At 69.7% G+C, this 23,053-nt stretch carries 19 protein-coding genes; 10 read left to right on the top strand and 9 right to left on the bottom strand.

What is annotated here, in order from left to right:
* Window positions 1–117 precede the first annotated feature (117 nt).
* Window positions 118–1,995, top strand: a complete 1,878-nt coding sequence (locus OG819_RS45290) for an NAD-binding protein (RefSeq protein WP_266655210.1) — start codon at window positions 118–120, stop codon at window positions 1,993–1,995.
* A gap of 13 nt (window positions 1,996–2,008) precedes the next feature.
* On the opposite strand, the gene OG819_RS45285 is transcribed toward OG819_RS45290, so the two are convergent.
* Window positions 2,009–2,566 carry a hypothetical protein gene (locus OG819_RS45285; protein WP_266655208.1) on the bottom strand — a complete coding sequence of 186 codons (558 nt, stop codon included), beginning with the start codon at window positions 2,564–2,566 and terminating at the stop codon, window positions 2,009–2,011.
* Window positions 2,567–2,780: 214 nt separating this feature from the next.
* Between OG819_RS45285 and OG819_RS45280 the strand changes: the two genes are divergently transcribed.
* The 8 genes from OG819_RS45280 (at window position 2,781) to OG819_RS45245 (ending at window position 13,289) form a co-directional block, all read left to right on the top strand.
* Complete coding sequence (locus OG819_RS45280) at window positions 2,781–2,909, top strand: hypothetical protein (protein WP_266655207.1); 129 nt, start codon at window positions 2,781–2,783, stop codon at window positions 2,907–2,909.
* A gap of 387 nt (window positions 2,910–3,296) precedes the next feature.
* Window positions 3,297–3,386 (top strand): K(+)-transporting ATPase subunit F, encoded by a 90-nt coding sequence (kdpF, locus tag OG819_RS45275; protein WP_266630554.1) that lies wholly within the window; start codon window positions 3,297–3,299, stop codon window positions 3,384–3,386.
* 8 nt (window positions 3,387–3,394) lie between these two features.
* Window positions 3,395–5,059 carry a potassium-transporting ATPase subunit KdpA gene (kdpA, locus tag OG819_RS45270; protein WP_266655205.1) on the top strand — a complete coding sequence of 555 codons (1,665 nt, stop codon included), beginning with the start codon at window positions 3,395–3,397 and terminating at the stop codon, window positions 5,057–5,059.
* Window positions 5,056–7,185, top strand: coding sequence for a potassium-transporting ATPase subunit KdpB (kdpB, locus tag OG819_RS45265; protein WP_266655204.1), 2,130 nt, complete (start codon window positions 5,056–5,058; stop codon window positions 7,183–7,185). The genes kdpA (OG819_RS45270) and kdpB (OG819_RS45265) overlap by 4 nt, the downstream gene beginning before the upstream one ends.
* Window positions 7,186–7,190: 5 nt before the next feature.
* Entirely contained in the window at window positions 7,191–7,859 is a 669-nt protein-coding gene (locus OG819_RS45260) for a potassium-transporting ATPase subunit C (RefSeq protein ID WP_266655202.1), read from the top strand.
* A gap of 124 nt (window positions 7,860–7,983) precedes the next feature.
* Complete coding sequence (locus OG819_RS45255) at window positions 7,984–8,667, top strand: response regulator (RefSeq protein WP_266655201.1); 684 nt, start codon at window positions 7,984–7,986, stop codon at window positions 8,665–8,667.
* A gap of 124 nt (window positions 8,668–8,791) precedes the next feature.
* Window positions 8,792–11,338: a sensor histidine kinase KdpD gene (locus OG819_RS45250; RefSeq protein ID WP_266655200.1), complete on the top strand. Its 2,547-nt coding sequence runs from the start codon at window positions 8,792–8,794 to the stop codon at window positions 11,336–11,338.
* Window positions 11,339–11,474: 136 nt separating this feature from the next.
* The gene (locus OG819_RS45245; protein ID WP_266655198.1) at window positions 11,475–13,289 is read left to right on the top strand and encodes an APC family permease; all 1,815 of its coding nucleotides are present in this window, start codon (window positions 11,475–11,477) and stop codon (window positions 13,287–13,289) included.
* A gap of 31 nt (window positions 13,290–13,320) precedes the next feature.
* Here the strand turns inward: OG819_RS45245 and kdpA (OG819_RS45240) are convergent, their stop codons facing one another.
* From kdpA (OG819_RS45240) to OG819_RS45205, 8 genes are all read right to left on the bottom strand, one after another.
* The gene (gene kdpA / locus OG819_RS45240; RefSeq protein ID WP_266655196.1) at window positions 13,321–14,970 is read right to left on the bottom strand and encodes a potassium-transporting ATPase subunit KdpA; all 1,650 of its coding nucleotides are present in this window, start codon (window positions 14,968–14,970) and stop codon (window positions 13,321–13,323) included.
* Window positions 14,971–14,972: 2 nt separating this feature from the next.
* Complete coding sequence (locus OG819_RS45235; RefSeq protein ID WP_266655194.1) at window positions 14,973–15,860, bottom strand: potassium-transporting ATPase subunit C; 888 nt, start codon at window positions 15,858–15,860, stop codon at window positions 14,973–14,975.
* A gap of 2 nt (window positions 15,861–15,862) precedes the next feature.
* Window positions 15,863–17,941: a potassium-transporting ATPase subunit KdpB gene (gene kdpB / locus OG819_RS45230; protein ID WP_266655589.1), complete on the bottom strand. Its 2,079-nt coding sequence runs from the start codon at window positions 17,939–17,941 to the stop codon at window positions 15,863–15,865.
* Between the two features lie 86 nt (window positions 17,942–18,027).
* The gene (gene kdpF, locus OG819_RS45225; protein ID WP_101403875.1) at window positions 18,028–18,117 is read right to left on the bottom strand and encodes a K(+)-transporting ATPase subunit F; all 90 of its coding nucleotides are present in this window, start codon (window positions 18,115–18,117) and stop codon (window positions 18,028–18,030) included.
* A gap of 133 nt (window positions 18,118–18,250) precedes the next feature.
* Window positions 18,251–19,639, bottom strand: coding sequence for a diaminopimelate decarboxylase (lysA, locus tag OG819_RS45220; RefSeq protein ID WP_266630574.1), 1,389 nt, complete (start codon window positions 19,637–19,639; stop codon window positions 18,251–18,253).
* A 9-nt stretch (window positions 19,640–19,648) separates the two neighbouring features.
* The gene (locus OG819_RS45215; protein ID WP_266630576.1) at window positions 19,649–20,065 is read right to left on the bottom strand and encodes an SAV_915 family protein; all 417 of its coding nucleotides are present in this window, start codon (window positions 20,063–20,065) and stop codon (window positions 19,649–19,651) included.
* 534 nt (window positions 20,066–20,599) lie between these two features.
* Complete coding sequence (locus OG819_RS45210; protein WP_266655192.1) at window positions 20,600–21,136, bottom strand: universal stress protein; 537 nt, start codon at window positions 21,134–21,136, stop codon at window positions 20,600–20,602.
* 136 nt (window positions 21,137–21,272) lie between these two features.
* Window positions 21,273–22,133 carry a magnesium and cobalt transport protein CorA gene (locus OG819_RS45205; protein ID WP_266655587.1) on the bottom strand — a complete coding sequence of 287 codons (861 nt, stop codon included), beginning with the start codon at window positions 22,131–22,133 and terminating at the stop codon, window positions 21,273–21,275.
* Window positions 22,134–22,787: 654 nt separating this feature from the next.
* Between OG819_RS45205 and OG819_RS45200 the strand changes: the two genes are divergently transcribed.
* Window positions 22,788–22,970 carry a hypothetical protein gene (locus tag OG819_RS45200; protein ID WP_266630582.1) on the top strand — a complete coding sequence of 61 codons (183 nt, stop codon included), beginning with the start codon at window positions 22,788–22,790 and terminating at the stop codon, window positions 22,968–22,970.
* Window positions 22,971–23,053: the final 83 nt, after the last annotated feature.

Raw genomic sequence — 23,053 nt, 5'->3', positions numbered from 1 at the left:
GAACGTTGACGCCGAACGGGCGCCCCCCAGGAACCGGTTGTGTCCACGCGGCCGTTCTTGACTGATGTGACGTCAACTCTCCATCTCCGCTCGGAACTTGGCCCTCGCTCCCAGCACATGGTGATCTGCGGTGACGACGGGCTCGCGCACCGGCTCGCCGTCGAACTGGACGCTGTGTGCGGCGAGGCCGTCACCGTCGTATTACCCTCCCGGCGCGACGAGCACGGCGCCGAGATCGCCGCGCTGCACCGTGACCCGCACTCGCCCATCGAGCTGCTGGTGTCGGCGCTCCCCGATGAACAGACCCTGCGGGCCGCCGGCGTGCAGCGGGCCGCGGCCCTCGCGCTGACCTACGGCGACGACCAGGTCAACATGACCGCGGCGCTCCTGGCACGGGGCCTCAACCCGTCCATACGTCTGGTCATCCGCATGTTCAACCGCGAGCGCGGCCGCCATCTGGAGCGCCTGCTCGACCGCGCGGCCGCCGAGGTCACGGGCGGGGGCGACGACGATCCCCGGCCGGACATGTCCACCACGGTGCTTTCCGACGCCGACACCGCCGTGCCCGAGCTGGTGGCCGCCGCCACGGTCGGCCACGGCCACACCCTCCAGATCGAGGGCAAGGTCTTCCGCGGCGTCGTACGGCCCGCCGGGTCGGCGTCCCGATCGACCGATCTGGCGACGCTCGCCGTGCTCTCCGGCGCGCACGAGGACGACCCGGCGAGCGAGGACAGCGCCGAAACGCCGGGCGAGGACGGCACACAACTACTGCCGGACACCCGCACCGCCTACCACCGCCAGTTCACACACGGCCGACTGATGTTCGAGGAAGTCACCCATCACCACGCGCCGGAGCCGGCCGCCAGGGAGCGGCGTGGCTCTGTCGGCGGCTGGCTGCGGGCGCGGTTCGCGCACCTGCCTTGGCGGGTCTTCCTCTCCCGCGACGTCCTCGCGGTCTTCGGGGCGCTGGCCGCGATCGTGCTGGCGCTCACGGCCGCCACGGCGCTGTTCGCCGACGAGCATCCGTGGTGGAAGAACGTCTACCTGCCGCTGCTGGACATTTTCACCATGGGTGATCCCGCCACCGGGGAGGTCGTGGCCCGCCGGGTGCTGCAACTGATCGCGGGCTTCGTCGGGCTCGCCGTACTGCCGCTGGTCGTGGCCGCGACCATGAACGCCACCGAGGCGTTCCGCACCGCCTCCGCCGGCCACCCGCCCGCCGACGACCTCACGGATCACATCGTCGTGGTCGGCCTCGGCAAGATCGGCATCCGGGTGCTCGCACAGCTGTGCACCACCGATCACGAGGTCGTCGCGGTCGAACGGGACCCGCACGCGCGCGGCGTCGCCCTCGCCCGCGAACTCGGCGTACCCCTGGTACTGGAGGACGCCGGAGCGCCGGGTGTCCTCGACCGGGCACGTATCCGGCACAGCAAGTCGCTGCTGGTCCTCACCCGTGACGACGGCGAGAACCTCGACATCGTGATGGCCGCACGGGAGACCAATCGGGGTGTACGGGTCGTGATGCGGCTGTACGACGACGACTTCGCCGCCACCGTGCAGCGCACCCTGCGCGCGTCCTACCCCGACGCGCCCACCCGCAGCCGAAGTGTGTCGGCGCTCGCCGCGCCCTCCTTCGCCGCCGCGATGATGGGCCGCCATGTGCTGGGGGTGATGCCGGTCGAGCGGGGCTCGTTGCTGTTCACGGTGGTCGATGTGGCCGGGCATCCAGAACTCGAGGGACGCTCGGTCCATGAGGCGTTCCGGGAGCACGAGTGGCGGGTCCTGGCCGTCGGCTCGACATCGGGGCACCCCGCGTCGTCCTCCGGGGACACCCTCGCCGGGATCCGGTTCCGTCGGCCCGGCTTCGACTGGCGTCCGCCGCACGGGCGGGTGCTCCGGGCGGGCGACCGAGTCGTGCTGGCGACGACGCGGCGCGGTCTGGACATCCTCATGACCGGGGTACAGCCGCATCCGGTGGACAGACGGGGATGAGGGCGGTGTGGGCTCAGTCCAGGCCGGAGACCTTGAAGACGGTGAGGGCGGTCTCGCGATCGACCCGCTCGGAGACCTGGCGCAGCGCGGTCGCTCCGCAGGTGAGTGATCCGGACGCCGCCGACTTCTGGGCGTCCTGGGCCAGGCGGTGCCACAACTCGGGGTTGCGCACCAGGACCTGGGGGTCGATCTGGACCCGTACATCGAACATGTCCCGCAGGAGGAGCCGCTGCGAGACGCCGTCCAGACAGCGCACCGACACCAACAGGTCGGTGCGTACCCGCTGCTGCCGCAGCAGCCCGTGGGAGGCCAGCCAGCCTTCGCCCGCGCTGACCCTGGGCGGGTACAGCACCAGGAACAGGAGCACGCCGAGCCCGGCCCAGAGCGCGCCGCGTAGGGCGGTGAGGGTGCCCTCTCCCCAGTCGATCAGCAGGAGAAGGGCGAGGAGTACGGCCGCGCAGCGGATCGAGCTGCGCAGATCCCCCGCCCAACGGTGGTCGTGCGCCACTTCCGCGGGCGGCTCTGCAGGAGTGTGGACCGCGTCGTCTCGCGCGTCGTTGCGGCGTCCCATACTGCCGAAGGTAGAGACCCGGGAGGCCAGGACCCCATGTCTTGACGCGACTCTGATGGGCACCCTGCTCATCCTTGACGCCCAGGGTGTGGCGCGTGCCGTGGGATACCGGCGAGCGCCACCGTCTCGCCGGCGTCACGGGTCTGGGGCCGGCACCGACGGGGGAGCAGGGGAAGGGGCGGCGGGCAAGGCTCTGCCGAGTGGTTTCGGTGCGGTGCTCACCGGTGTCTCGGCGGTCGTCGTGACGGCGACCTGGTTCGAGGAGGGCGCCTGTCTGATAGTGATCGCCGTCCCGCTGCTGGTGGCCACAGCGAGTGAAGCCGAGTGCGGGGCGGGAGGCTGAGCAGACCAGCGGGGCGCGGTCGTCGCCCACGAGGTGCGCCGTGACGCGGACGCGGTGATCTGCCGGCTGCGGTTCCGCGTCTCCTGACGCCGCACCTCGGCGGCCCGCACCTCACTGGTGCGGGCCGCCGACGTTTCAGGCGGATGGGGGCTTGGTTCCCGCAGATGGATGAGTCGGCCGTAAGAGTTCCGTCAAAGGTGTACGACGCTCCGTATGGGAGGCGTCAACGACGCTCGAATTCGGCCAGAGAGGCGGTTTCCTCTATCCGTCCGCTCCATTCATTCCGAACCTCTTCTAGGAGATCACGATGGCCGACGTGGCCTTCGTCGTCACCACGATCGCGGTGTTCGCGCTGGTGGCCCTCGTCGCCAAGGGGGTGACGAAGCTGTGACCGCCGAGAACATCGTCGGCCTGGTCGTGGCCGTCGCCCTGCTGGGCTATCTCATTGTTGCCCTCGTCTTCCCGGAGAGGTTCTGAACCTCGATATGAGTCCCGTCCTCGCCGGCGTGCTCCAGCTGCTCGCGCTCATAGCGGCGCTGGCCCTCGCCTATGTCCCCCTTGGCGACTACATGGCCAAGGTCTACTCCTCCGACAAGCACCTGCGCGTCGAGAAGTGGATCTACAAGGGCATCGGTGCCAACCCGAACACCGAGATGCGCTGGCCCGCTTACCTGCGCGGCGTCCTGGCCTTCTCCGCGGTCAGTGTCCTCTTCCTCTACCTGCTGCAGCGCCTCCAGGGCCATCTGCCCGGCTCGCTCGGCTTTGCCGCGATCGACCCGGACCAGGCGTTCAACACCGCCGCGTCCTTCGTGACGAACACCAACTGGCAGTCGTACTACGGCGAGCAGGCCATGGGCCACGTCGTGCAGACCGGCGGCCTGGCGGTGCAGAACTTCGTCTCGGCCGCGGTCGGCATCGCCGTCGCCGTGGCGCTCGTACGCGGCTTCTCCCGCTCCCGCACCGGTGAGCTCGGCAACTTCTGGGCGGACCTGGTGCGCGGTGTCGTGCGTATCCTGCTGCCGCTCTCCGTCGTCGCCGCGATCATCCTGGTCGCCTGTGGCGCGATCCAGAACTTTGCCGGGATCCACTCGGTGGGCCAGTTCATGGGCGGCTCGCAGCAGTGGAACGGCGGTGCGGTCGCTTCGCAGGAGGCCATCAAGGAGGTGGGCACCAACGGCGGCGGCTACTTCAACGCCAACAGTGCGCACCCCTTCGAGAACCCGACCCCGTTTACGAACCTCTTCGAGATCTTCCTGCTGCTGGTCATTCCGTTCGCGCTGACCCGCACCTTCGGCCGCATGGTCGGCTCGATCAGGCAGGGCTACGCGATCCTCGCGACGATGGCCACGATCTGGCTCGGCTTCATCGCCCTGATGATGTGGACCGAGTTCGCCCACCACGGTCCGGCGTTCGACATCGCCGGCGGTGCGATGGAGGGCAAGGAGAACCGCTTCGGTGTCGGCGCCTCGTCGATCTTCGCGGTCTCCACCACCCTGACCTCGACGGGTGCGGTGGACTCCTTCCATTCCTCGTTCACGGGCCTCGGCGGCGGTATCACCATCCTGGGCATGCAGCTGGGCGAGATCGCACCCGGTGGTACCGGCTCCGGTCTCTACGGCATGCTGATCATGGCAGTCATCGCGGTGTTCATCGCCGGTCTGATGGTCGGCCGCACGCCGGAGTACCTGGGCAAGAAGATCGGCACCCGCGAGATCAAGTTCGCGGCCTGCTACATCCTCATCACCCCGGCGCTGGTGCTGATCTTCACCGCGGCGGCGATGGCCCTGCCCACCCCGGGCAACTCGATGACGAACTCGGGCGCGCACGGCTTCTCCGAGATCCTGTACGCCTACTCCTCCGGCGCCAACAACAACGGCTCGGCCTTCGCGGGTCTGAACGCGGACACGCAGTGGTTCAACAGCACCATCGGTATCGCGATGCTGCTCGGCCGCTTCCTGCCGATGGTGTTCGTGCTGGCGCTGGCTGGTTCGCTCGCCGAGCAGAAGCCGGTCCCGGCGACCGCGGGCACCCTGCGCACCGAGAAGCCGCTGTTCACCGGCCTGTTGGTGGGCGCCATCCTGATCATCACCGGTCTGACCTACTTCCCGGCGCTCGCGCTGGGTCCGCTGGCCGAGGGGCTGGCGTCATGACCACACGTATAGACAACCAAGAGGACGCCGTGTCCACGACTACTCCCACTCGGGCGCCGCACAGCGATGTGCCGACCGGCCACAAGGACGAAGGAAAGGTCGGCGCCGGTCTGTTCGACCCCAAGCAGCTGATCAAGTCGCTGCCGGACGCCTTCCGCAAACTCGACCCGCGGGTGATGGTCAAGTCGCCCGTCATGTTCGTGGTCCTCATCGGCTCGGTCCTGACGACGGTCTTCTCCTTCAAGGACCCGGGTGACTGGTTCGGCTGGGCGATCAGCGCCTGGCTGTGGCTGACCGTGATCTTCGCCAACCTGGCGGAGGCGGTGGCCGAGGGCCGCGGCAAGGCGCAGGCGGACACCCTGCGCAAGGCCAAGACCGACACGGTGGCCCGCCGTCTCGTCGGAGACGTGGAAGAGCAGGTCCCCGGCACCGAACTGCGCGTCGGTGACCTGGTCGTCTGCGAGGCGGGCGACATCATCCCCGGCGACGGTGACGTCGTCGAGGGTGTGGCGAGCGTCGACGAGTCGGCCATCACCGGTGAATCGGCCCCGGTCATCCGGGAGTCCGGCGGCGACCGCAGTGCTGTGACCGGCGGTACGAAGGTCCTCTCCGACCGGATCGTCATCAAGATCACGACGAAGCCCGGTGAGACCTTCATCGACCGGATGATCGCTCTGGTCGAGGGCGCGGCTAGGCAGAAGACGCCGAACGAGATCGCGCTGAACATCTTGCTCGCGTCGCTCACGATCGTCTTCCTGCTCGCGGTCGCCACGCTGCCGCCGTTCGCGGACTACGCGGGCACGCACCTGACGATGGTCGTGCTGGTGGCCCTGCTGGTCTGCCTGATCCCGACGACGATCGGCGCGCTGCTCTCGGCGATCGGTATCGCGGGCATGGACCGGCTGGTGCAGCGCAACGTGCTGGCCATGTCCGGAAGGGCAGTTGAGGCGGCGGGTGACGTCTCGACCCTGTTGCTCGACAAGACCGGCACCATCACGCTCGGCAACCGTCAGGCGTCGGAGTTCGTGCCGGTGACCGGGACGACCGAGGCCGAGGTGGCCGACGCGGCGCAGCTGTCGTCGCTGGCCGACGAGACGCCCGAGGGCCGCTCCATCGTCGTCCTGGCGAAGGAGAAGTACGGACTGCGCGAGCGGCACCAGGGCGAACTCGCGGGGGCCGAGTGGATCGCCTTCACCGCCCAGACCCGTATGTCGGGTGTGGACGTCGACGGACGCAAGATCCGCAAGGGCGCGGCCGGTTCGGTCATCACCTGGGTCAAGGAACAGGGCGGCACTGTCTCCGAGGACGCCGACACGCTCGCCAACCGGATTTCGGAGGCCGGTGGCACCCCGCTCCTTGTCGCCATTGAGGATGGCGAAGGCGCCCGCGTCCTTGGCGTCATCCACCTCAAGGACGTCGTCAAGGAAGGCATGCGCGAGCGGTTCGACGAGCTGCGCCGGATGGGCATCAAGACCATCATGATCACGGGTGACAACCCGCTGACGGCCAAGGCGATCGCGGACGAGGCGGGCGTCGACGACTTCCTCGCGGAGGCGACTCCCGAGGACAAGATGGCGCTGATCAAGCGGGAGCAGGCGGGCGGCAAGCTCGTCGCGATGACCGGTGACGGCACCAACGACGCCCCCGCGCTGGCGCAGGCGGACGTGGGCGTGGCGATGAACACGGGTACGTCGGCCGCCAAGGAGGCCGGCAACATGGTCGACCTCGACTCGAACCCGACCAAGCTCATCGAGATCGTCGAGATCGGCAAGCAGCTGCTGATCACCCGGGGCGCGCTGACGACGTTCTCCATCGCCAACGACGTCGCGAAGTACTTCGCGATCATCCCGGCGCTGTTCGCGGCGGTGTACCCGGGCCTGGACAAGCTGAACATCATGCACCTGTCCTCGCCCGACTCGGCGATCCTGTCCGCGGTCATCTTCAACGCGCTGATCATCATCGCGCTGGTGCCGCTCGCCCTGCGGGGTGTGCAGTACCGGCCGGTGAGCGCCGACAAGATGCTGCGGCGCAACCTCGGGATCTACGGCATCGGCGGCCTGATCGCCCCCTTCATCGGCATCAAGATCATCGACCTGCTCATCTCCCTCATCCCCGGAATCGGCTGATCCCCATGAACAACTCGGTTACCAACACCGCCCGGTTGCTCTGGGCCGGACTCCGTGCCCTCCTCGTGCTCACCGTCATCTGCGGTGTGCTGTACCCGCTGGCGATCACCGGGGTGGCCCAGGGCCTGTTCTCCGACCAGGCGAACGGCTCGGAGATCAAGGCGAACGGCACTGTCGTCGGCTCCTCGCTGATCGGCCAGTCCTACAACCTGCCACTGAAGAAGGGCCAGGAGACCCCGGATGCCGACCTGAAGTGGTTCCAGGGCCGCCCCGCCAACGGACTGGGCGCCAACAGCGTCAACACGCAGTACAAGCTGATCCTGTCCGGTGCCACCAACCGTTCGGGTGACAACGCCGACCTGATCAAGTGGGTCAAGGATGCCAAGGCCGCCGTCATCAAGGACAACTCGGTGAACGGCTACACGGTCAGGCCCTCCGACGTGCCCGCCGACGCGGTGACGTCCTCCGGCTCCGGCCTGGACCCGGACATCTCCCCGGACTACGCGGACATCCAGGTGCACCGGATCGCGGAGAAGAACGGCCTGCCCGTCGCCCAGGTGCAGAAGCTGGTCGACGAGCACACCGACGGCCGCACCCTCGGCTTCATCGGCGAGCCCCGCGTCAACGTCCTCCAACTCAACATCGCGCTCAAGGAACTCGCGGCGAAGAGCTGATGGGCTTACACGCACCACGCGGGAGTCGGCGGACGGGGACACACCCCCAACCGCCGACTCCCGTGGCCATGAGGCCGGTTCCGACCGCTCCGGCCCTCCGCATGCTCAGGAAAGGCGCACACCGATGACCCGGGTACTGGTGGTGGAGGACGACCCTCAGCTCGTCCGGGCCCTCGTGATCAACCTGCAGGCCCGCAAGTACGGAGTCGACCCGGCCCCCGACGGCACCACCGCACTGCGCCTCGCCGCCGCCCGCCAGCCCGACGTGGTCCTGCTCGACCTCGGCCTGCCCGACATGGACGGCACGGACGTCATCAAGGCCCTGCGCGGCTGGACCCGCGTACCGATCCTCGTCCTGTCCGCCCGCCGGGCCTCCGACGAGAAGGTCGCGGCCCTCGACGCGGGCGCCGACGACTACATCACCAAGCCGTTCAGCATGGACGAGTTGCTCGCCCGGCTGCGCGCCGCCGTCCGCCGCACCGACGACGCTGCGCCGGCCTCCGAGACGACGCTCGTCACGACGGACGGCTTCACCATCGACCTGCTCGCCAAGAAGGCCACCCGCGCCGGGCACGACGTACGCCTCACACCGACCGAGTGGCATCTGCTGGAGATCCTGGTCACCAACCCCGGCCGGCTCATCACACAGAAGCACCTGCTGGCGGAGGTGTGGGGAGTCAGCCAGAGCAACAAGACCAACTACCTGCGGGTCTACATGGCCCAACTCCGCCGCAAACTGGAAGCGGACCCCGCCCACCCCCGCTACCTCATCACCGAACCCGGCATGGGATACCGCTTCGAAGCCTGAGTCCCTGGATGAGCCCCCGGCTGACATCCTGGCTGGATCCCCGACCGCGTCCTCGACCGAATCCCTTTCGAGACCACCGCCTGGCACCCCACGGCCCCGCCCGTAGAGACGAAGAGAAGAGAAGATGGCACGCGGCAAGCTTCGGATCTACCTCGGTGCGGCACCGGGGGTCGGCAAGACGTACGCGATGCTCTCCGAGGCGCACCGCCGGGTCGAGCGGGGCACCGACTGCGTGGTCGCGTTCGTGGAGCACCACCACCGGCCGCGCACCGAGGTGATGCTGCACGGTCTGGAGGAGATCCCGCGCAAGGAATTGGAGTACCGCGGCACCGTCTTCACGGAGATGGACGTGGACGCGGTGCTCGCACGGCAGCCCCAGGTGGCCCTGGTGGACGAGCTGCCCCACACGAACATCCCCGGCTCCCGCAACGCCAAGCGCTGGCAGGACGTCGAGGAACTGCTTGCCGCCGGCATCGACGTCATCTCCACGGTCAACATCCAGCACCTGGAGTCGCTGGGCGACGTCGTCGAGTCCATTACCGGTATCCGGCAGCAGGAGACCGTCCCGGACGAGGTCGTACGCCGGGCCGACCAGATCGAACTGGTCGACATGTCACCACCTGCGCTGCGCCGCCGGATGGCGCACGGCAACATCTACAAGCCCGACAAGGTCGACGCGGCCCTGTCCAACTACTTCCGCCCCGGCAACCTCACCGCACTGCGCGAACTCGCCCTGCTGTGGGTCGCCGACCGGGTCGACGAGTATCTGACCGAGTACCGCAGCGAGCACCGGGTCTCGAAGATCTGGGGCTCGCGCGAGCGGATCGTCGTCGGACTCACCGGCGGCCCCGAGGGACGCACCCTGATCCGCCGTGCTGTGCGGCTCGCGGAGAAGGGCGCGGGCGGCGAGGTCATGGCCGTCTACATATCCCGCAGCGACGGACTGACCAACGCATCGCCCAAGGAACTCGCCGTCCAGCGCACCCTCGTGGAGGACCTCGGCGGCACCTTCCACCACGTCATCGGCGACGACGTCCCCACGGCGCTCCTCGACTTCGCGCGCGGGGTCAACGCCACCCAGATCGTCCTCGGGGTGTCCCGCCGCAAGGGATGGCAGTACGTCTTCGGACCGGGCGTCGGCGCGACGGTGGCCCGCGACTCGGGTCCCGACCTCGACGTCCACCTGATCACCCACGACGAGGCGGGCAAGGGACGCGGACTGCCCGTGACCCGGAGTACGCGCCTCGGCAGGTCCCGCGTCATCTGGGGCTGGTTGGCCGGCGTCGTCGGCCCCGCCCTCCTCACGCTGCTGCTGACCAGCGTCACGCCCGAAGTCGGCCTGGCCAACGACATGCTGCTGTACCTGGCGATGACGGTGGCCGCCGCCCTGCTGGGCGGGCTGTACCCCGCCCTGGCCTCGGCCGTGGTCGGCTCCCTGCTGCTGAACTGGTTCTTCACCCCGCCCGTCCACACCTTTACCATCGCCGACCCCGAGAACATCGTCGCCATCGCGATCTTCGTCGGGGTCGCCGTGTCGGTGGCCTCGGTCGTCGACCTGGCGGCCCGCCGCACCCATCAGGCGGCCCGGCTGCGCGCCGAGTCGGAGATCCTGTCCTTCCTCGCGGGCAGCGTCCTGCGCGGCGAGACCAGCCTGGAGGCCCTGCTGGAGCGGGTCCGGGAGACCTTCGCCATGGAATCGGTGGCGCTGCTGGAGCGCGAGAGCGACGTGGCCCCCTGGACATGCGCCGGCAGTGTGGGCCCGCGCCCACGTGTCGAGCGGCCGGAGGACGCGGACGTCGATGTGCCAGTCGGCGACCGTATGGCGCTGGCCCTGTCGGGTCGGGTCCTGCCGGCGGAGGACCGCCGGGTGCTGGCCGCCTTCGCCGCCCAGGCGGCGGTGGTCCTGGACCGGCAGCGGCTGCAGTCCCAGGCCGACCAGTCACGTGCGCTGGCCGAGGGCAACCGCATCCGTACCGCGCTGCTCGCCGCCGTGAGCCACGACCTGCGGACCCCGCTGGCCGGGATAAAGGCGGCCGTCTCCTCCCTCAGGTCCGACGACGTGGCCTGGTCGGAGGAGGACCGGACGGAGTTGCTCGAAGGCATAGAGGAGGGCGCCGACCGCCTCGACCACCTGGTGGGCAACCTGCTCGACATGTCCCGCCTGCAGACCGGCACGGTCACCCCACTCATCCGGGAGATCGACCTCGACGAGGTGATCCCGATGGCGCTGGGCGGCGTACCCGAGGGCAGCGCCGAGCTGGACATCCCCGAGACGCTGCCCATGGTCGCCGTCGACCCCGGCCTGCTGGAGCGCGCGGTCGCCAACCTCGTCGAGAACGCCGTCAAGTACAGCCCCGCCGACGAACCGGTCCTGGTGTCCGCGAGCGCCATGGCGAACCGGGTGGAGGTACGGGTGGTGGATCGCGGCCCCGGAGTCCCGGACGAGGCCAAGGACCGCATCTTCGAGCCGTTCCAGCGGTATGGAGACGCGCCCCGTGGCGCCGGGGTCGGGCTGGGCCTGGCGGTGGCGCGCGGCTTCGCCGAGGCGATGGGCGGCACATTGAACGCCGAGGACACGCCTGGCGGCGGACTCACCATGGTGCTCACCCTCCCGGCCGTGTCCGATCTCCTGCCGGTCCGCCCTGATCTTCCGGCGACCGCCACTTCCTAGGGTCTGACCGGCAGGTAGGACTCCCTGGCGAGGCGCGAAGCCTTGGCGCGTCCGTGACGCGCCTCGTCGTGGTGGCCCGGTCACACTGGCCTCGAACAGCCCTGATCCCCCCGCTCCCTGTACCGTGAGGTCCCTGATGGCGTACGGCTTGGCCCGCCGCGAACTGCGGCCGAGAGTTCCGTTGCTGCCCGGGGAAGGTGAACGGCACCACCTGACCAGTCTTGAGGGGCTCGCCGCCTTGTCCCTGGACGCGTTGAGCTCGGTGGCGTACGGGCCCGAGGCGATCGTGCTCGTCCTGATCGCCGCCGGGACCGGGGCGCTGACCGCCACGCTGCCGGTGACATTGGTCATTGCTGCGTTGTTGGCGGTGCTCGTCGTGTCCTACGGCCAGGTGATCGCCGTTCACCCGGATGGCGGTGGCGCCTACGCGGTGGCCAAGAAGGATCTCGGCCCCAAGACGAGTTACCTCGCGGCGGCCAGTCTCGTCGTGGACTACGTGCTCACCGTGACCGTCAGCCTGGCGGCCGGAGCGGCCAGTCTCGCGTCCGCCTTTCCCTCGCTCGGCTCGCATCTGCTCGAGATCTGTCTGGCCGGGCTTGCTCTGCTCACGGTCGTGAACCTGCGGGGTGTGGCCGAGAGCGCGCGGGTGTTGATGCTGCCCACGGTGCTGTTCATCGTGAGCATCCTCGGCATCATCGTGCTCGGGCTGCTGCACTCCCACCCGGCGGCCGTCGTCGGGACCGCCCAACCCGTGCACGCGACCGAGGCGTTGGGCGTACTGCTGCTCCTGAAGGCGTTCTCCTCCGGCTGCTCCGCGCTCACCGGAGTCGAGGCCATCGCCAACGGGGTACCCGCCTTCCGCGAGCCGCGCGTCAAGCGGGCCCAGCGCACCGAGCTGATGCTGGGCGCGCTGCTCGGGCTGATGCTGATCGGGCTCGCGGTGTTGATCCGCCGCGACCATGTCGCCCCGCGCGGCGGCGTGACCGTACTCGCGCAGCTCACTGCGGGCGCGTACGGGACGGGCTGGGCGTACTACGCGACCAATCTCATCGTCACCCTGGCCCTTGCCTTCGCCGCGAACACCAGCTTCGGTGGGCTGCCCGTCCTGATGAGCCTGCTGGCCAAGGACCACCGTCTGCCCCATCTCTTCGGGCTGCGCAAGGAACGCCCTGTCTACCGCTGGGGAGTGGTGGCTCTCGCCCTGCTCGCGGCGCTGCTGCTGATCGCTGTGAACGCGGACACGCACCGGATGATCCCGCTCTTCGCGATCGGGGTGTTCATCGGCTTCACGATCAGTCAGATCGGGCTCGTACGGCACTGGGCGCGGGAGCGGCCGCCCGGCTGGCTGCGGCGCGCGGTGCTCAACGGGGTCGGCGCGGTGCTGACGGCCGTGGCGGGCATCGTTCTGCTGGCCACCAAGTTCCTGGAGGGGGCGTGGGTGGTGGTGGTCGCCATTCCGTTGCTGATGCTGTTGTTCGCCCGCGTTCAGCGGTACTACACGGCGGTCGGACTGGAACTCGGGCTGGGGGAGGTCCCGCCGCCGGTGCGTATCACCGACTCGCTTGTCATCGTGCCGGTGGGCGAGGTCAGCAAGCTCACCCAGCACGCGCTGTCGGCCGCCCGCGCCCTCGGTCACGACGTCGTCGCGGTCGCCGTGCACGGTGACCCGGCCAAGGCGCGCTCGTTGGAGGAGAGTTGGGCGCGCTGGAATCCTGGCGTACGTCTGGAGGTCATCGACAGCCCGCAGCGCTCGCTCGTGGAACCGATCGTCGACTACGTCCGCAGGGCGGAGGAGGGAGGACGGCAGATCGCCGTCCTCATCCCCGAGGTCGAGCCGCAGCACCGCCGCTACCAGATCCTCCAGAACCAGCGCGGTCTGCTCCTCGCCGCCGCGCTGAGAGCCCGTACCGATGTCGTCGTCTGCGTCGTGCCGTACCGGCTGAGTCTGTGAGGGGCCACAGGCTCAGCCGGTGCTCGGGCCGCTACATGAGTCCGTCGGCGATGGTGCCGAGGGACAGCGCCGGAAGGAAGTTGAGCAGCGCCAGGATGACGGCCGCGGCCGTGGCGAGGACGACGAAGTTGACGCCCTGGGCGCGCAGCGTGCCGACCGTGACGACGCCCGGCTGCTGTTTGGCGAGGCGTCCGGCCAGGGCCAGCACGGCAACCATCGGGAGATACCGCCCTGCCAGCATGGCGAACACCATCAGCAGGTTGTGGAAGTCGGTGGCGCCGTTGAAGCCGGCCATCGCGCTGCCGTTGCTGTTGGTGTTGCTGGTGTACGCGTAGATGAGTTCGGTCAGGCCGTGTGCTCCAGGGTTCCCCATCGAGGTCTGGCCGTCGTCGAAGGCGAGCGCGACACCCGTGCACGCGAGGATCACGGTCGGCGGGATCAGCGCGTACACGACGACCCACCGCATCTCCCCGTACCCGATCCGCTTGCGCAGGTACTCGGGCGTGCGGCCGACCATCAGGCCGCCGATGAAGACGGCCACCAGGACCACCATGATCAGGCCGTAGAGTCCGCTGCCGGTGCCGCCGGGGGCGATCTCGCCGAGCATCATCGCGGACAGCAGCACACCGCCGCCGAGGCTGGAGAAGCTGTCGTACGAGGAGTTGGCCGCGCCGTCCGCCGATCCCGTGGCCCCCACACCGAAGAGTGTCGAGCCGGGGATGCCGAAACGGGTCTCGGTGCCCTCGTACGGTCCGCCGACCGCCTGGGTGACCGTGCCGGTGTGCGCGCTCTGCGCGAGTGTGCCCGCGGCGAGGAGCAGGCCGAAGAGGATGCCGACGACCGTGAGCAGGGTCCAGCTCTGCTTCAGGCTGCCGATCATCCGGCCGAACATGCGCACGCAGGCCGTCGGGATGAGCAGCATCAGCACGATCTCGAAGGCGTTGGTCCAGGCGCTCGGGTTCTCGAAGGGGTGGGCGCTGTTGGCGTTGAAGACGCCGCCGCCGTCACCGGTGAACAGCTTGATCGGTTCCCAGGAGCCCACCGGCCCGTCGAGGATCGTCTGCTTGGCACCCGCGACCGTGGTGACGGTGTGTCCGCTGCCGAGGCTCTGGATGACACCGCCCGCCATCAGGATCAGGCCGCCGACGACCGCCATCGGGACCAGGATGCGGAAGATCGTGCGCAGCAGGTCGACCCAGAAGTTGCCGAGGTCGTCCGTGGACCGGCGGACCAGGCCCCGAACCAGGGCGAGAGCCACGCAGATGCCGACCGCCGCCGACGCGAACGCCTGGACACCCAGGCCCGCCATGACGGCGAGGTGTCCGGTGGTCGACTCACCCGCGTAGTTCTGCCAGCTGGTGTTGGTCGTGAAGGAGACGGCGGTGTGCAACGCGAGCCGCCACGGCATGCCTTCGTGCCCCGTCGACCAAGGCAGCTTGCCCTGCAAGGTGAAGAGGGCGAAGAGCGCCGCGATGCTCATGACGGAGAAGGCGAGCAGGGCGGTGAGGTAGTGCCGCCAGGTCTGTTCCTTGTCCGGGTCGATTCCGCAGACGCGGTAGAGGGTCTTCTCTCCCCGCCCGTGCTTACCCCCGTCGAGGGCGCGGGCCATGTAGTCGCCGAGCGGGACGTGCAGCCCCACGACCACGGCGAGAATGATCGATGCCTGGATCCAGGCCGCCATGATCAGGCTCCCTGCTTCGGAGACGACACGGATGTCGCGGTCGTCGGGTACTTACGGTCGAGCGCGATGTTCAGCTCGACGACATTGACGCCCGGCTCGCCGAGCACACCGAGCGCACGCCCGGTGGTGTACTTCGCGATCAGCCCTCGCACGTCGGCCACGCTCGCGCCTCGCTCACGTGCGACGCGCGGCGCCTGGAGCTTCGCGTACGCCGGGCTGATGTGCGGGTCGAGGCCGCTGCCGCTCGCGGTGACCGCGTCGGCGGAGACGACCGGGTTCGCCGAGGCGTCTCCCCGTACGGGGACGGTCACGGCGTGGCTGTAGTCCGCGCCGGGCCTGGCGCACGTGACACGAACTCCCTTGTACGTGGCGAGGAACGGCTTCGCCGGGCACGCCTGGTTGAGGCTGACGACCCGGGTGACATGGCCGCTCGTACCGCCGTCGTAGAAGACGCCGAGGACCGCTCCCACGCCGTCCGGTGTGCAGAACGGGCGGGAGCCGTCGACGCCTTCGAGGTCGCCGACCGCCTTGCTGCGCCCGCACACCAGGGTGAGCAGGCTCGGCTTGTCCAACGCGTCGACGACGGACTCGGGGCCCTGGTTTCCGGCTCCGGACGCCGTGGCGTCGTATCCCGTACCGGCGTTGGAGGGCCGGGACTGGAAGTACCGCTTGAGCGGGTTGCCCTTGGCGTCGGTGAAGGACTGGCCGATCAGGGAGGAGCCGGCGTCCTTGCCGTTGGCGGCGGTGACCTCGGACCTGCCGTCCAGGCCCGGCACTTGGGCGAAGGCCGTCATGGCCAGCGGATAGGCCAGGCCGGTCAGGAGAGTCAGGACGAGGACCACCCGGAGTGCTGCGATGTGCTGGGCGAGCCAGTGTGGGATGCGTGTCATGGTCAGATCCCCGGGATGAACTGGACGAGGGCGAAGTCGATGAACTTGATGGCCAGGAACGGGGCGATCACGCCGCCGAGTCCGTAGATCCACAGGTTGCGGGTGAGCAGGGCCGAGGCGGAGGACGGCCGGTAGCGGACACCGCGCAGGGCGAGCGGGATCAGCGCGACGATGACCACCGCGTTGAAGACGACCGCGGAGAGGATCGCGGACAGCGGTGAGTGCAGGGCCATGATGTTGAGCCGGTCGAGGCCCGGGTACACCGCGGCGAACATGGCGGGCAGGATCGCGAAGTACTTGGCGATGTCGTTGGCGATCGAGAAGGTCGTGAGCGCGCCCCGGGTGATGAGGAGTTGCTTGCCGATCTCGACGATCTCGATGATCTTCGTGGGGTCGGAGTCGAGGTCGACCATGTTGCCGGCCTCCTTGGCTGCCGACGTACCCGTGTTCATCGCCACGCCCACGTCCGCCTGTGCGAGCGCCGGTGCGTCGTTCGTTCCGTCGCCCGTCATCGCGATGAGATGACCGCCGGCCTGCTCCCGCTTGATCAGCTCCAGCTTGTCCTCGGGCGTGGCCTCGGCCAGGAAGTCGTCGACGCCCGCCTCCTCGGCGATCGCCTTGGCGGTCATCGGGTTGTCGCCGGTGATCATCACCGTACGGATGCCCATGCGGCGCAGCTCGTCGAAGCGCTCACGCAGACCGGGCTTGACGACGTCCTTGAGGTGGACGACACCGAGTACTTCGGCCCGGCCGTCGTGCGTGGACTGCGCCACGGCCAGCGGAGTACCGCCTGACGCGGAGACCTGCTGGACGGTCGCCTCCAGCGCGAGCGGAACCTCGCCGCCCTGCTCGCGCACCCACGCCGCGACCGAGGCCGCCGCGCCCTTGCGCAGCCGCTGGCCGCTGGGAAGGTCGACTCCGGACATGCGGGTGGCTGCGGTGAACGGCACCCACTCGGCGCCGTTGGCGACCCGTTCGGTCAACTCGTGCTTCTCGTAGGCGAATTCGACGATGGAACGGCCCTCGGGCGTCTCGTCGGCCAAGCTGGAAAGGAGCGCGGCCTGTGCCAGCCGCTCCATGGGGACCGCCCCGACCGGCAGGAACGCGCTCGCCCGCCGGTTGCCGAAGGTGATCGTGCCGGTCTTGTCGAGCAGCAGGGTGTTGACGTCACCGGCCGCCTCGACCGCCCTGCCGGACATGGCCAGCACGTTCCTCTGCACCAGCCGGTCCATGCCCGCGATGCCGATCGCCGAGAGCAGCGCGCCGATCGTGGTCGGGATCAGACAGACCAGCAGCGAGACGAGGACGATGGCGGTGACACCGTTCGCGGTGAGCGCCGCGGTGTCGTGCGCGGCGGCCATCGCGTCCTTGGAGAAGATCGCCATCGGCTGCAGGGTCACGACCGCGACCAGGAACACGAAGGTCAGCATGACCAGCAGCAGGTTCAGCGCCAGCTCGTTGGGGGTCTTCTGCCGGTTGGCGCCCTCGACCAGGGCGATCATCCGGTCCAGGAAGCTCTCCCCGGGCTCCTGGGTGATCCGTACGACGAGGTGGTCGGAGAGCACCCGCGTGCCGCCGGTGACCGCGCTGCGGTCGCCGCCCGACTCGCGGATGACCGGCGCGGACTCACCGGTGATCGCCGACTCGTCGACGCTCGCCGCGCCGTGGATGACGTCGCCGTCACCGGGGATCAGCTCCCCGGCCGGTACGGACACGATGTCGCCGCGCCTCAACTCGGACGCGGCGACGGCCTCTTCGAGGTAGGCGTCCTGAGTCGCCCCGGGCTCCCAGCCCGCGAGGCGCCAGGCGGTGGTCTGCTGCCGGGTCCTGCGCAGCGAGTCGGCCTGCGCCTTGCCGCGGCTCTCGGCCACGGCCTCGGCGAGGTTGGCGAAGACCACCGTCAGCCACAGCCAGCCGGTGATCAGCCACGCGAAGAGGCTGGGGTGGACGACAGCTATGCCGGTGGTGAGCGCGGCACCGACCTTGGTGACGAACATGACCGGATTGCGGAACAGGGTCACCGGATTCAGCTTGCGCAGTGCCTGGGGGAGCGCGCGCCACAGCTGCGTCGGATCGAGCATTCCGGCGCCGACCCGGCGCGGCTGCCCGGGGCCGGGCGGAGGGGAGTCCGGCACGGGCGCGGGCCGGGTCTCGGCGGGAGCGGACATCAGAACTTCTCCGGCTTGATCAGGGCTACCACTAGGTAGGCGAGCAGTGAGACGGCCACGATCAGGCCGACGGTGTTTTCGACGGTCATCGAGACCTCGTCCTCACACATAGAGGTATGCAGATAGGGGGTATTCAGAGATCTTTCGGACTGCCCGTGGCGAACAGCGGGCAGTCCTCCGCCGAGGGGAAGCTCGGCGGAGGTCCAGGGAAGGGACTCGGCGCTACAGGCCGACGTCCCGGCGGCTCATGTCGTCCAGCGACTCACGGCGTACGAGTACGCGTGCGATGCCGTCCGACACCGCGACCACCGGCGGGCGTCCTACGAGGTTGTAACCGGAGGCCATGGACAGGTGGTAGGCGCCGGCTGCCGGGACGGCGAGGAGGTCGCCGGGGCGTACGTCGCCGGGGAGGGCCACTTCGTCGGCGAGGATGTCGCCGGCTTCGCAGTGCCGGCCGACGACGGTGACGAGGCGGGGTGGTGTGGAGGAGGGGCGGCCGATGAGCCGGGGCGCGTACCGCACCCCGTACAGGGCGGGTCTGGGATTGTCGCTCATACCGCCGTCGACCGCGACGAACGTACGCCCCGCTGTCCGCTTGACCGCGAGGACCCGGTAGACGGCGACGCCCGCCGGTCCGACGATCGCCCGCCCCGGCTCCAGGGTGAGCCGGGGCACGGGCAGTTTGGCGCGGGCGCAGCCGTCCTCCAACTCGGCGCGGACCCGGCCGGCCAGCACGCCCACGTTGAGGCTCTCCTCGCCGGGGCGGTAGGCGATGGCGTGGCCGCCGCCGATGTTCAGCTGGGGGAGGGCGATGCCGTGCTGGTCGCGGATGCGGGCCATCAGCCCGACCATGCGCCGTACCGCGGCGACGTACGGCTTGACGGTGGTGACCTGTGAGCCGATGTGGCAGTGCAGGCCGACGAGTTCGAGATGCGGCTGGTCGAGTATCCGGGTGACGGCGTGCTGTGCGGAGCCGTCCGTGAGCGACAGGCCGAACTTCTGGTCGTCGGTGCCGGTGCGCACCTTGGCGTGCCCACCTGCCGCGATGCCGGGCACCACCCGCACCATGACCGGCTGGCGGGTGCCGGCCGGAGTGATCGCGGCCAGCCGGGCGATCTCCGAGGTGCTGTCCACGACGATGCGGCCGACGCCGAGCCGGAGGGCTGTACTGAGGTCCTCGGGGCTCTTGGCGTTGCCGTGCAGCACGATCTTCTCCGGTGGGAAGCCGGTGGTGACGGCGAGCGCCAGCTCTCCGGCCGAGCAGACGTCGAGGCCGAGGCCCTCTTCCTGCACCCAGTGGGCCATGGCCCGGCACAGGAACGCTTTGGCCGCGTAGACGATGTCGGCGTCGGGGAACGCGGTGCGGTAGGCACGGCAGCGCTCGCGGACCTCCTGCTCGTCGAGGACGTACACGGGGGTGCCGAAGCGGTCGGCGGCCTCGGCGAGGGAGACGCCGCCGACGGAGACGTCGCCGTGGGGTTCGGGGCGGGCGGAGCGGGGCCAGACGGACAGGCCGTCGGTGCCGCCGAGGATCCGGGACAGCTCCTGGGGATCCGAGGGCAGGGACGGCGGAAGAGAGGCCGGGATGGACGACGAAACGGAAACTGACATGGCGTCTCCTCAGCCGATCAGCAGGTTCAGGCACGCGACGACGGCGGCGGCGCCGGTCACTCGCAGGGCGCCGACGTGCTGGGGATGCCAGCGGCGCCAGGAGTTCTCGCGCTCACGGACCGTGGCCGCGGTGCGGTCGGCAGCGGGGGCGGAGAACGACGGGTCGACAGTGAGGGCGGTGACGCCCAGAGGCGCGGCGAGAGCGCGCAGCGCGGGTTCGGAGAGCCTGATACTGGCCTGGTTCGTGCCCAGAGTGGCGGTCAGCCTCGCCACCGAGGTGAAGCCGACGGCCGTACGGCCGCCCAGCGGGGTGCGGAAGAACCGGGCCGTACAGCCCGCGGGCCCCGACCGGACGGGGACGAAGAGAAGTCCGGCCGGGAAGCGTTCACAAGGCTCGGGGTCCTCGGAATGCTCGACTGGAGACATGGTGCGGCTCCTCGAAGAAGGCGACGTGCGCCGCCCGGTCGGATCGGCCGGGCGCTTCGATGAAGCTATGCCCGCCCGACCGGGTACGGGGCCCCTCACTGACGGATGCTTGACGGGAAGCCGCCGACCCATAACGCGACGCTGACGGCCAGGAGGATGCCTGGTCAGCGGCGCGTCCGAGGCTGCGGGCAGAACCGCACCAGGGCCGCCGTCGGCCGTTGACGGGCAGGACCGGCAGGACGGGGGAGCGGCCGGAAGCGAGGGGCGTGCGGAGTGCTGAATCCGGGGGTCGCGCAGGGAAGGCCGAAGGTGTGTCGGTGCGGGACTGTCAAGCAGATCACCGAGGTGCCACGGCACGACAGGGCGCCCGACGCAGTGGCCCGCAGCGCGTACGGGATCGAACCGCGGACATGTCGGCCGGAGCGTCGCCTCGCGGGCGGCATACGACGCCGCCCGCTCTCGCTTGCCTGCACCGGACAGCGGGCCCCCGCACACACGCATGGCACACACGGGTTGCCGACACGTCCGGGTCGGTCAGGGCCTGCCGTCCGTCAGCTCCCGGGCGTCGAGCGGCATCCGCAGGCTGATGCGACGGTGCACGGAGGCGAGCTCGCTCTCCAGGGGCGAAGGCGGCACCGCCAGCACGGGGCAGGCGGCGTGTGCGAGGCAGTACCGGGCGACGGACGGGAACAGAGCGCGGCGCAGCCTTCCACGGCACCCCACGCCGACCACGAGGAGGTCGTCGCCCTGGTCAGCGGTCTCGACCAGCGCGCGCCCCGGTGTGCCCCAGACGACCAGCCCCTGGTACGGAACCCCGGGCCCGGTGTCGCCGAAGGCCGTGTCGAGAGCGGCGAGCAGCCGCTGGCCCGCATCCCGCCGGAGGTCGGCCACCGACACCGGGCAGATCGAGCGCCGGTTGGCGAGGTCACCACCGGGCGGTTCCCAGGCGAGTACGACCAGCAATTCGGCATCGGTACGACGAGCCGCGTCCGCGGCCCGGTGCAGAGCCGCCAGACTCCCCAGCGAACCACTCACTCCGGCAACGACGCGCCGCCCCTCGGCATCGCTCATGGCTCGATCACCCCTCGGCATGCATCCAGACAGACATCCGAATCCCATGGAAGTGCCCGAGGACGGGCACGGACCGCTCTATTGGCGTTTGCCTGATGCCAGGGGGGCCGTTCGTAACGCTCCTCTGACGCCGCGCTCAGAGCCAGTCGTTGCGGCGGAAGGCCCGGTAGATCACGGCGCAGACGACGATGATGCCGATGAGCACCAGCGGGTAGCCGAAGGTCCAGTGGAGTTCGGGCATGTGGTCGAAGTTCATGCCGTAGACGCCGACGATGCCGATGGGTACGGCGATGAGGGCGCCGATGGCGCTGATGCGGCGCATGTCGGAGTTCTGCTGGACGCCGGTCTGCGCGAGGGTGAGGGACAGGGCGGTGTCGGTCACCTCGCAGAGTGTCGTGATGCGTTCGGCGGCCTGGGTGAGGTGGTCGTGGACGTCGCGGAGGTACTTGGCGATGTCCTTGTCCACGCCGGGCAGCCGGCCTCCGGCCAGTTCCTGCATCGGCCCCGCGAGCGGGGCCACCGCGCGGCGAAGTTGCAGGAGCTCGCGTTTGAGCTGGTAGACGCGGCGGATGTCGTGGACCTGCTGAGGCGCGAAGGTGGAGCCCTCCGCTTCGTCCACGTCCGTCTCGACGGCGGTGACGACCTCGAGGTACTGGTCGACGACGGTGTCGGCGATGGCGTGCAGCACGGCGGCGGGGCCGTGCGCGAGCAGTTCGGGACGGCTTTCCAGGGCACGGCGGACGCCCGTGAGCTGGCGGGAGGGTCCGTGGCGTACGACGACGATGAAGCCCTCGCCCATGAAGACCATGATCTCGCCGGTGTCGACGATCTCGCTGGTGGCCGTGAGGTGTTCGTGCTCGACGTAGAGCGCGGTCCGCATGACGAGGAAGAGGGTGTCGTCGTAGCGCTCGAGCTTGGGGCGCTGGTGGGCGTTCAGGGCGTCCTCGACGGCCAGGGGGTGCAGGCCGAAGGTGTGAGCGACCGGTCTGGAGCTGATCCTCGGTGGGTTCGTGCAGGCCGATCCAGACGAAGCTGTCCGGGGTGGCGTGGCAGGCGGTCATCGCCTGGTGGAGGGGGAGGAGGCCCGGTCGGCGCTTGCCGTGTTCGTAGAGGGCGCAGTCGACCACGGACTCCGGGTTCGACCGCGGCGGTGGAGGTGTCGGTGGTGTACTGCTGGCCGTCATGGCGTCTCCTCGCGACGGGCGCGGCCTGGTGCGCGTACTGCCGGTTACTAGATTTGCATGGGGACGCAAGTTACGTCGTGGGGGACGCAGCCGGTGCCGACCGGGCGGTCGCCGTGCGCAAGGCGGTGGCCGATCCGTCGCGCTACCGGCTGCTGTGCGCGCTGAGCGGCTCTCGCGGAGATACCCGGCGCGCACGTCGCTGCGCCCTCCCAACGTCTGGCGAGACTGCGGGCAGCCGGCCTGCTCGACTCCCGGCGGGAGGGTACGCGTACCTACTACCAGGCGACCGCGCGGGCGCGGGGTCTGCTGGAGGAGGCGACGCCGGTGGCGAACGCCTCCGTGGAGCCGGCTGCTGGGGAGGCCGACGCATCGCCTGAGGCCGCGGCAGTCGCGCAGAACAGCCCGCGCGCTCCCGGTGGGCGGCGCGGACTCCGCGACCGGCCACCGAGTGCGGTGCCCTGGAGGCTGTGCGGGAGTCGGCATCCGTCGATGCCACCAGGGAGAGCATCACGTCGGGCAGCGTCGCCCCGGGGACGTTCTTCGACTTCGGCCAGGTCCGTCTCGTCACCACGGCGGCCCTGGCCCGGATGCGAACCGTGTACCCCGCCGGGGATTCGACGCACGCCACTTCCGGCCGAACCCTGTCGTGAACACCCATGAAGGGCTGGGCTTTCCCGAGGGCGCCTGGCTGGGATCACGCTTGCGCGTGGGGAAGCGCTGTTCCGGGCTGTCG

Origin of the sequence: Streptomyces sp. NBC_01549, assembly GCF_026339955.1 — a bacterium.
Lineage (GTDB): Bacteria > Actinomycetota > Actinomycetes > Streptomycetales > Streptomycetaceae > Streptomyces.
Note: the sequence above shows the minus strand (reverse complement) of the source record. Positions and strands in the feature narration are given on the sequence as shown.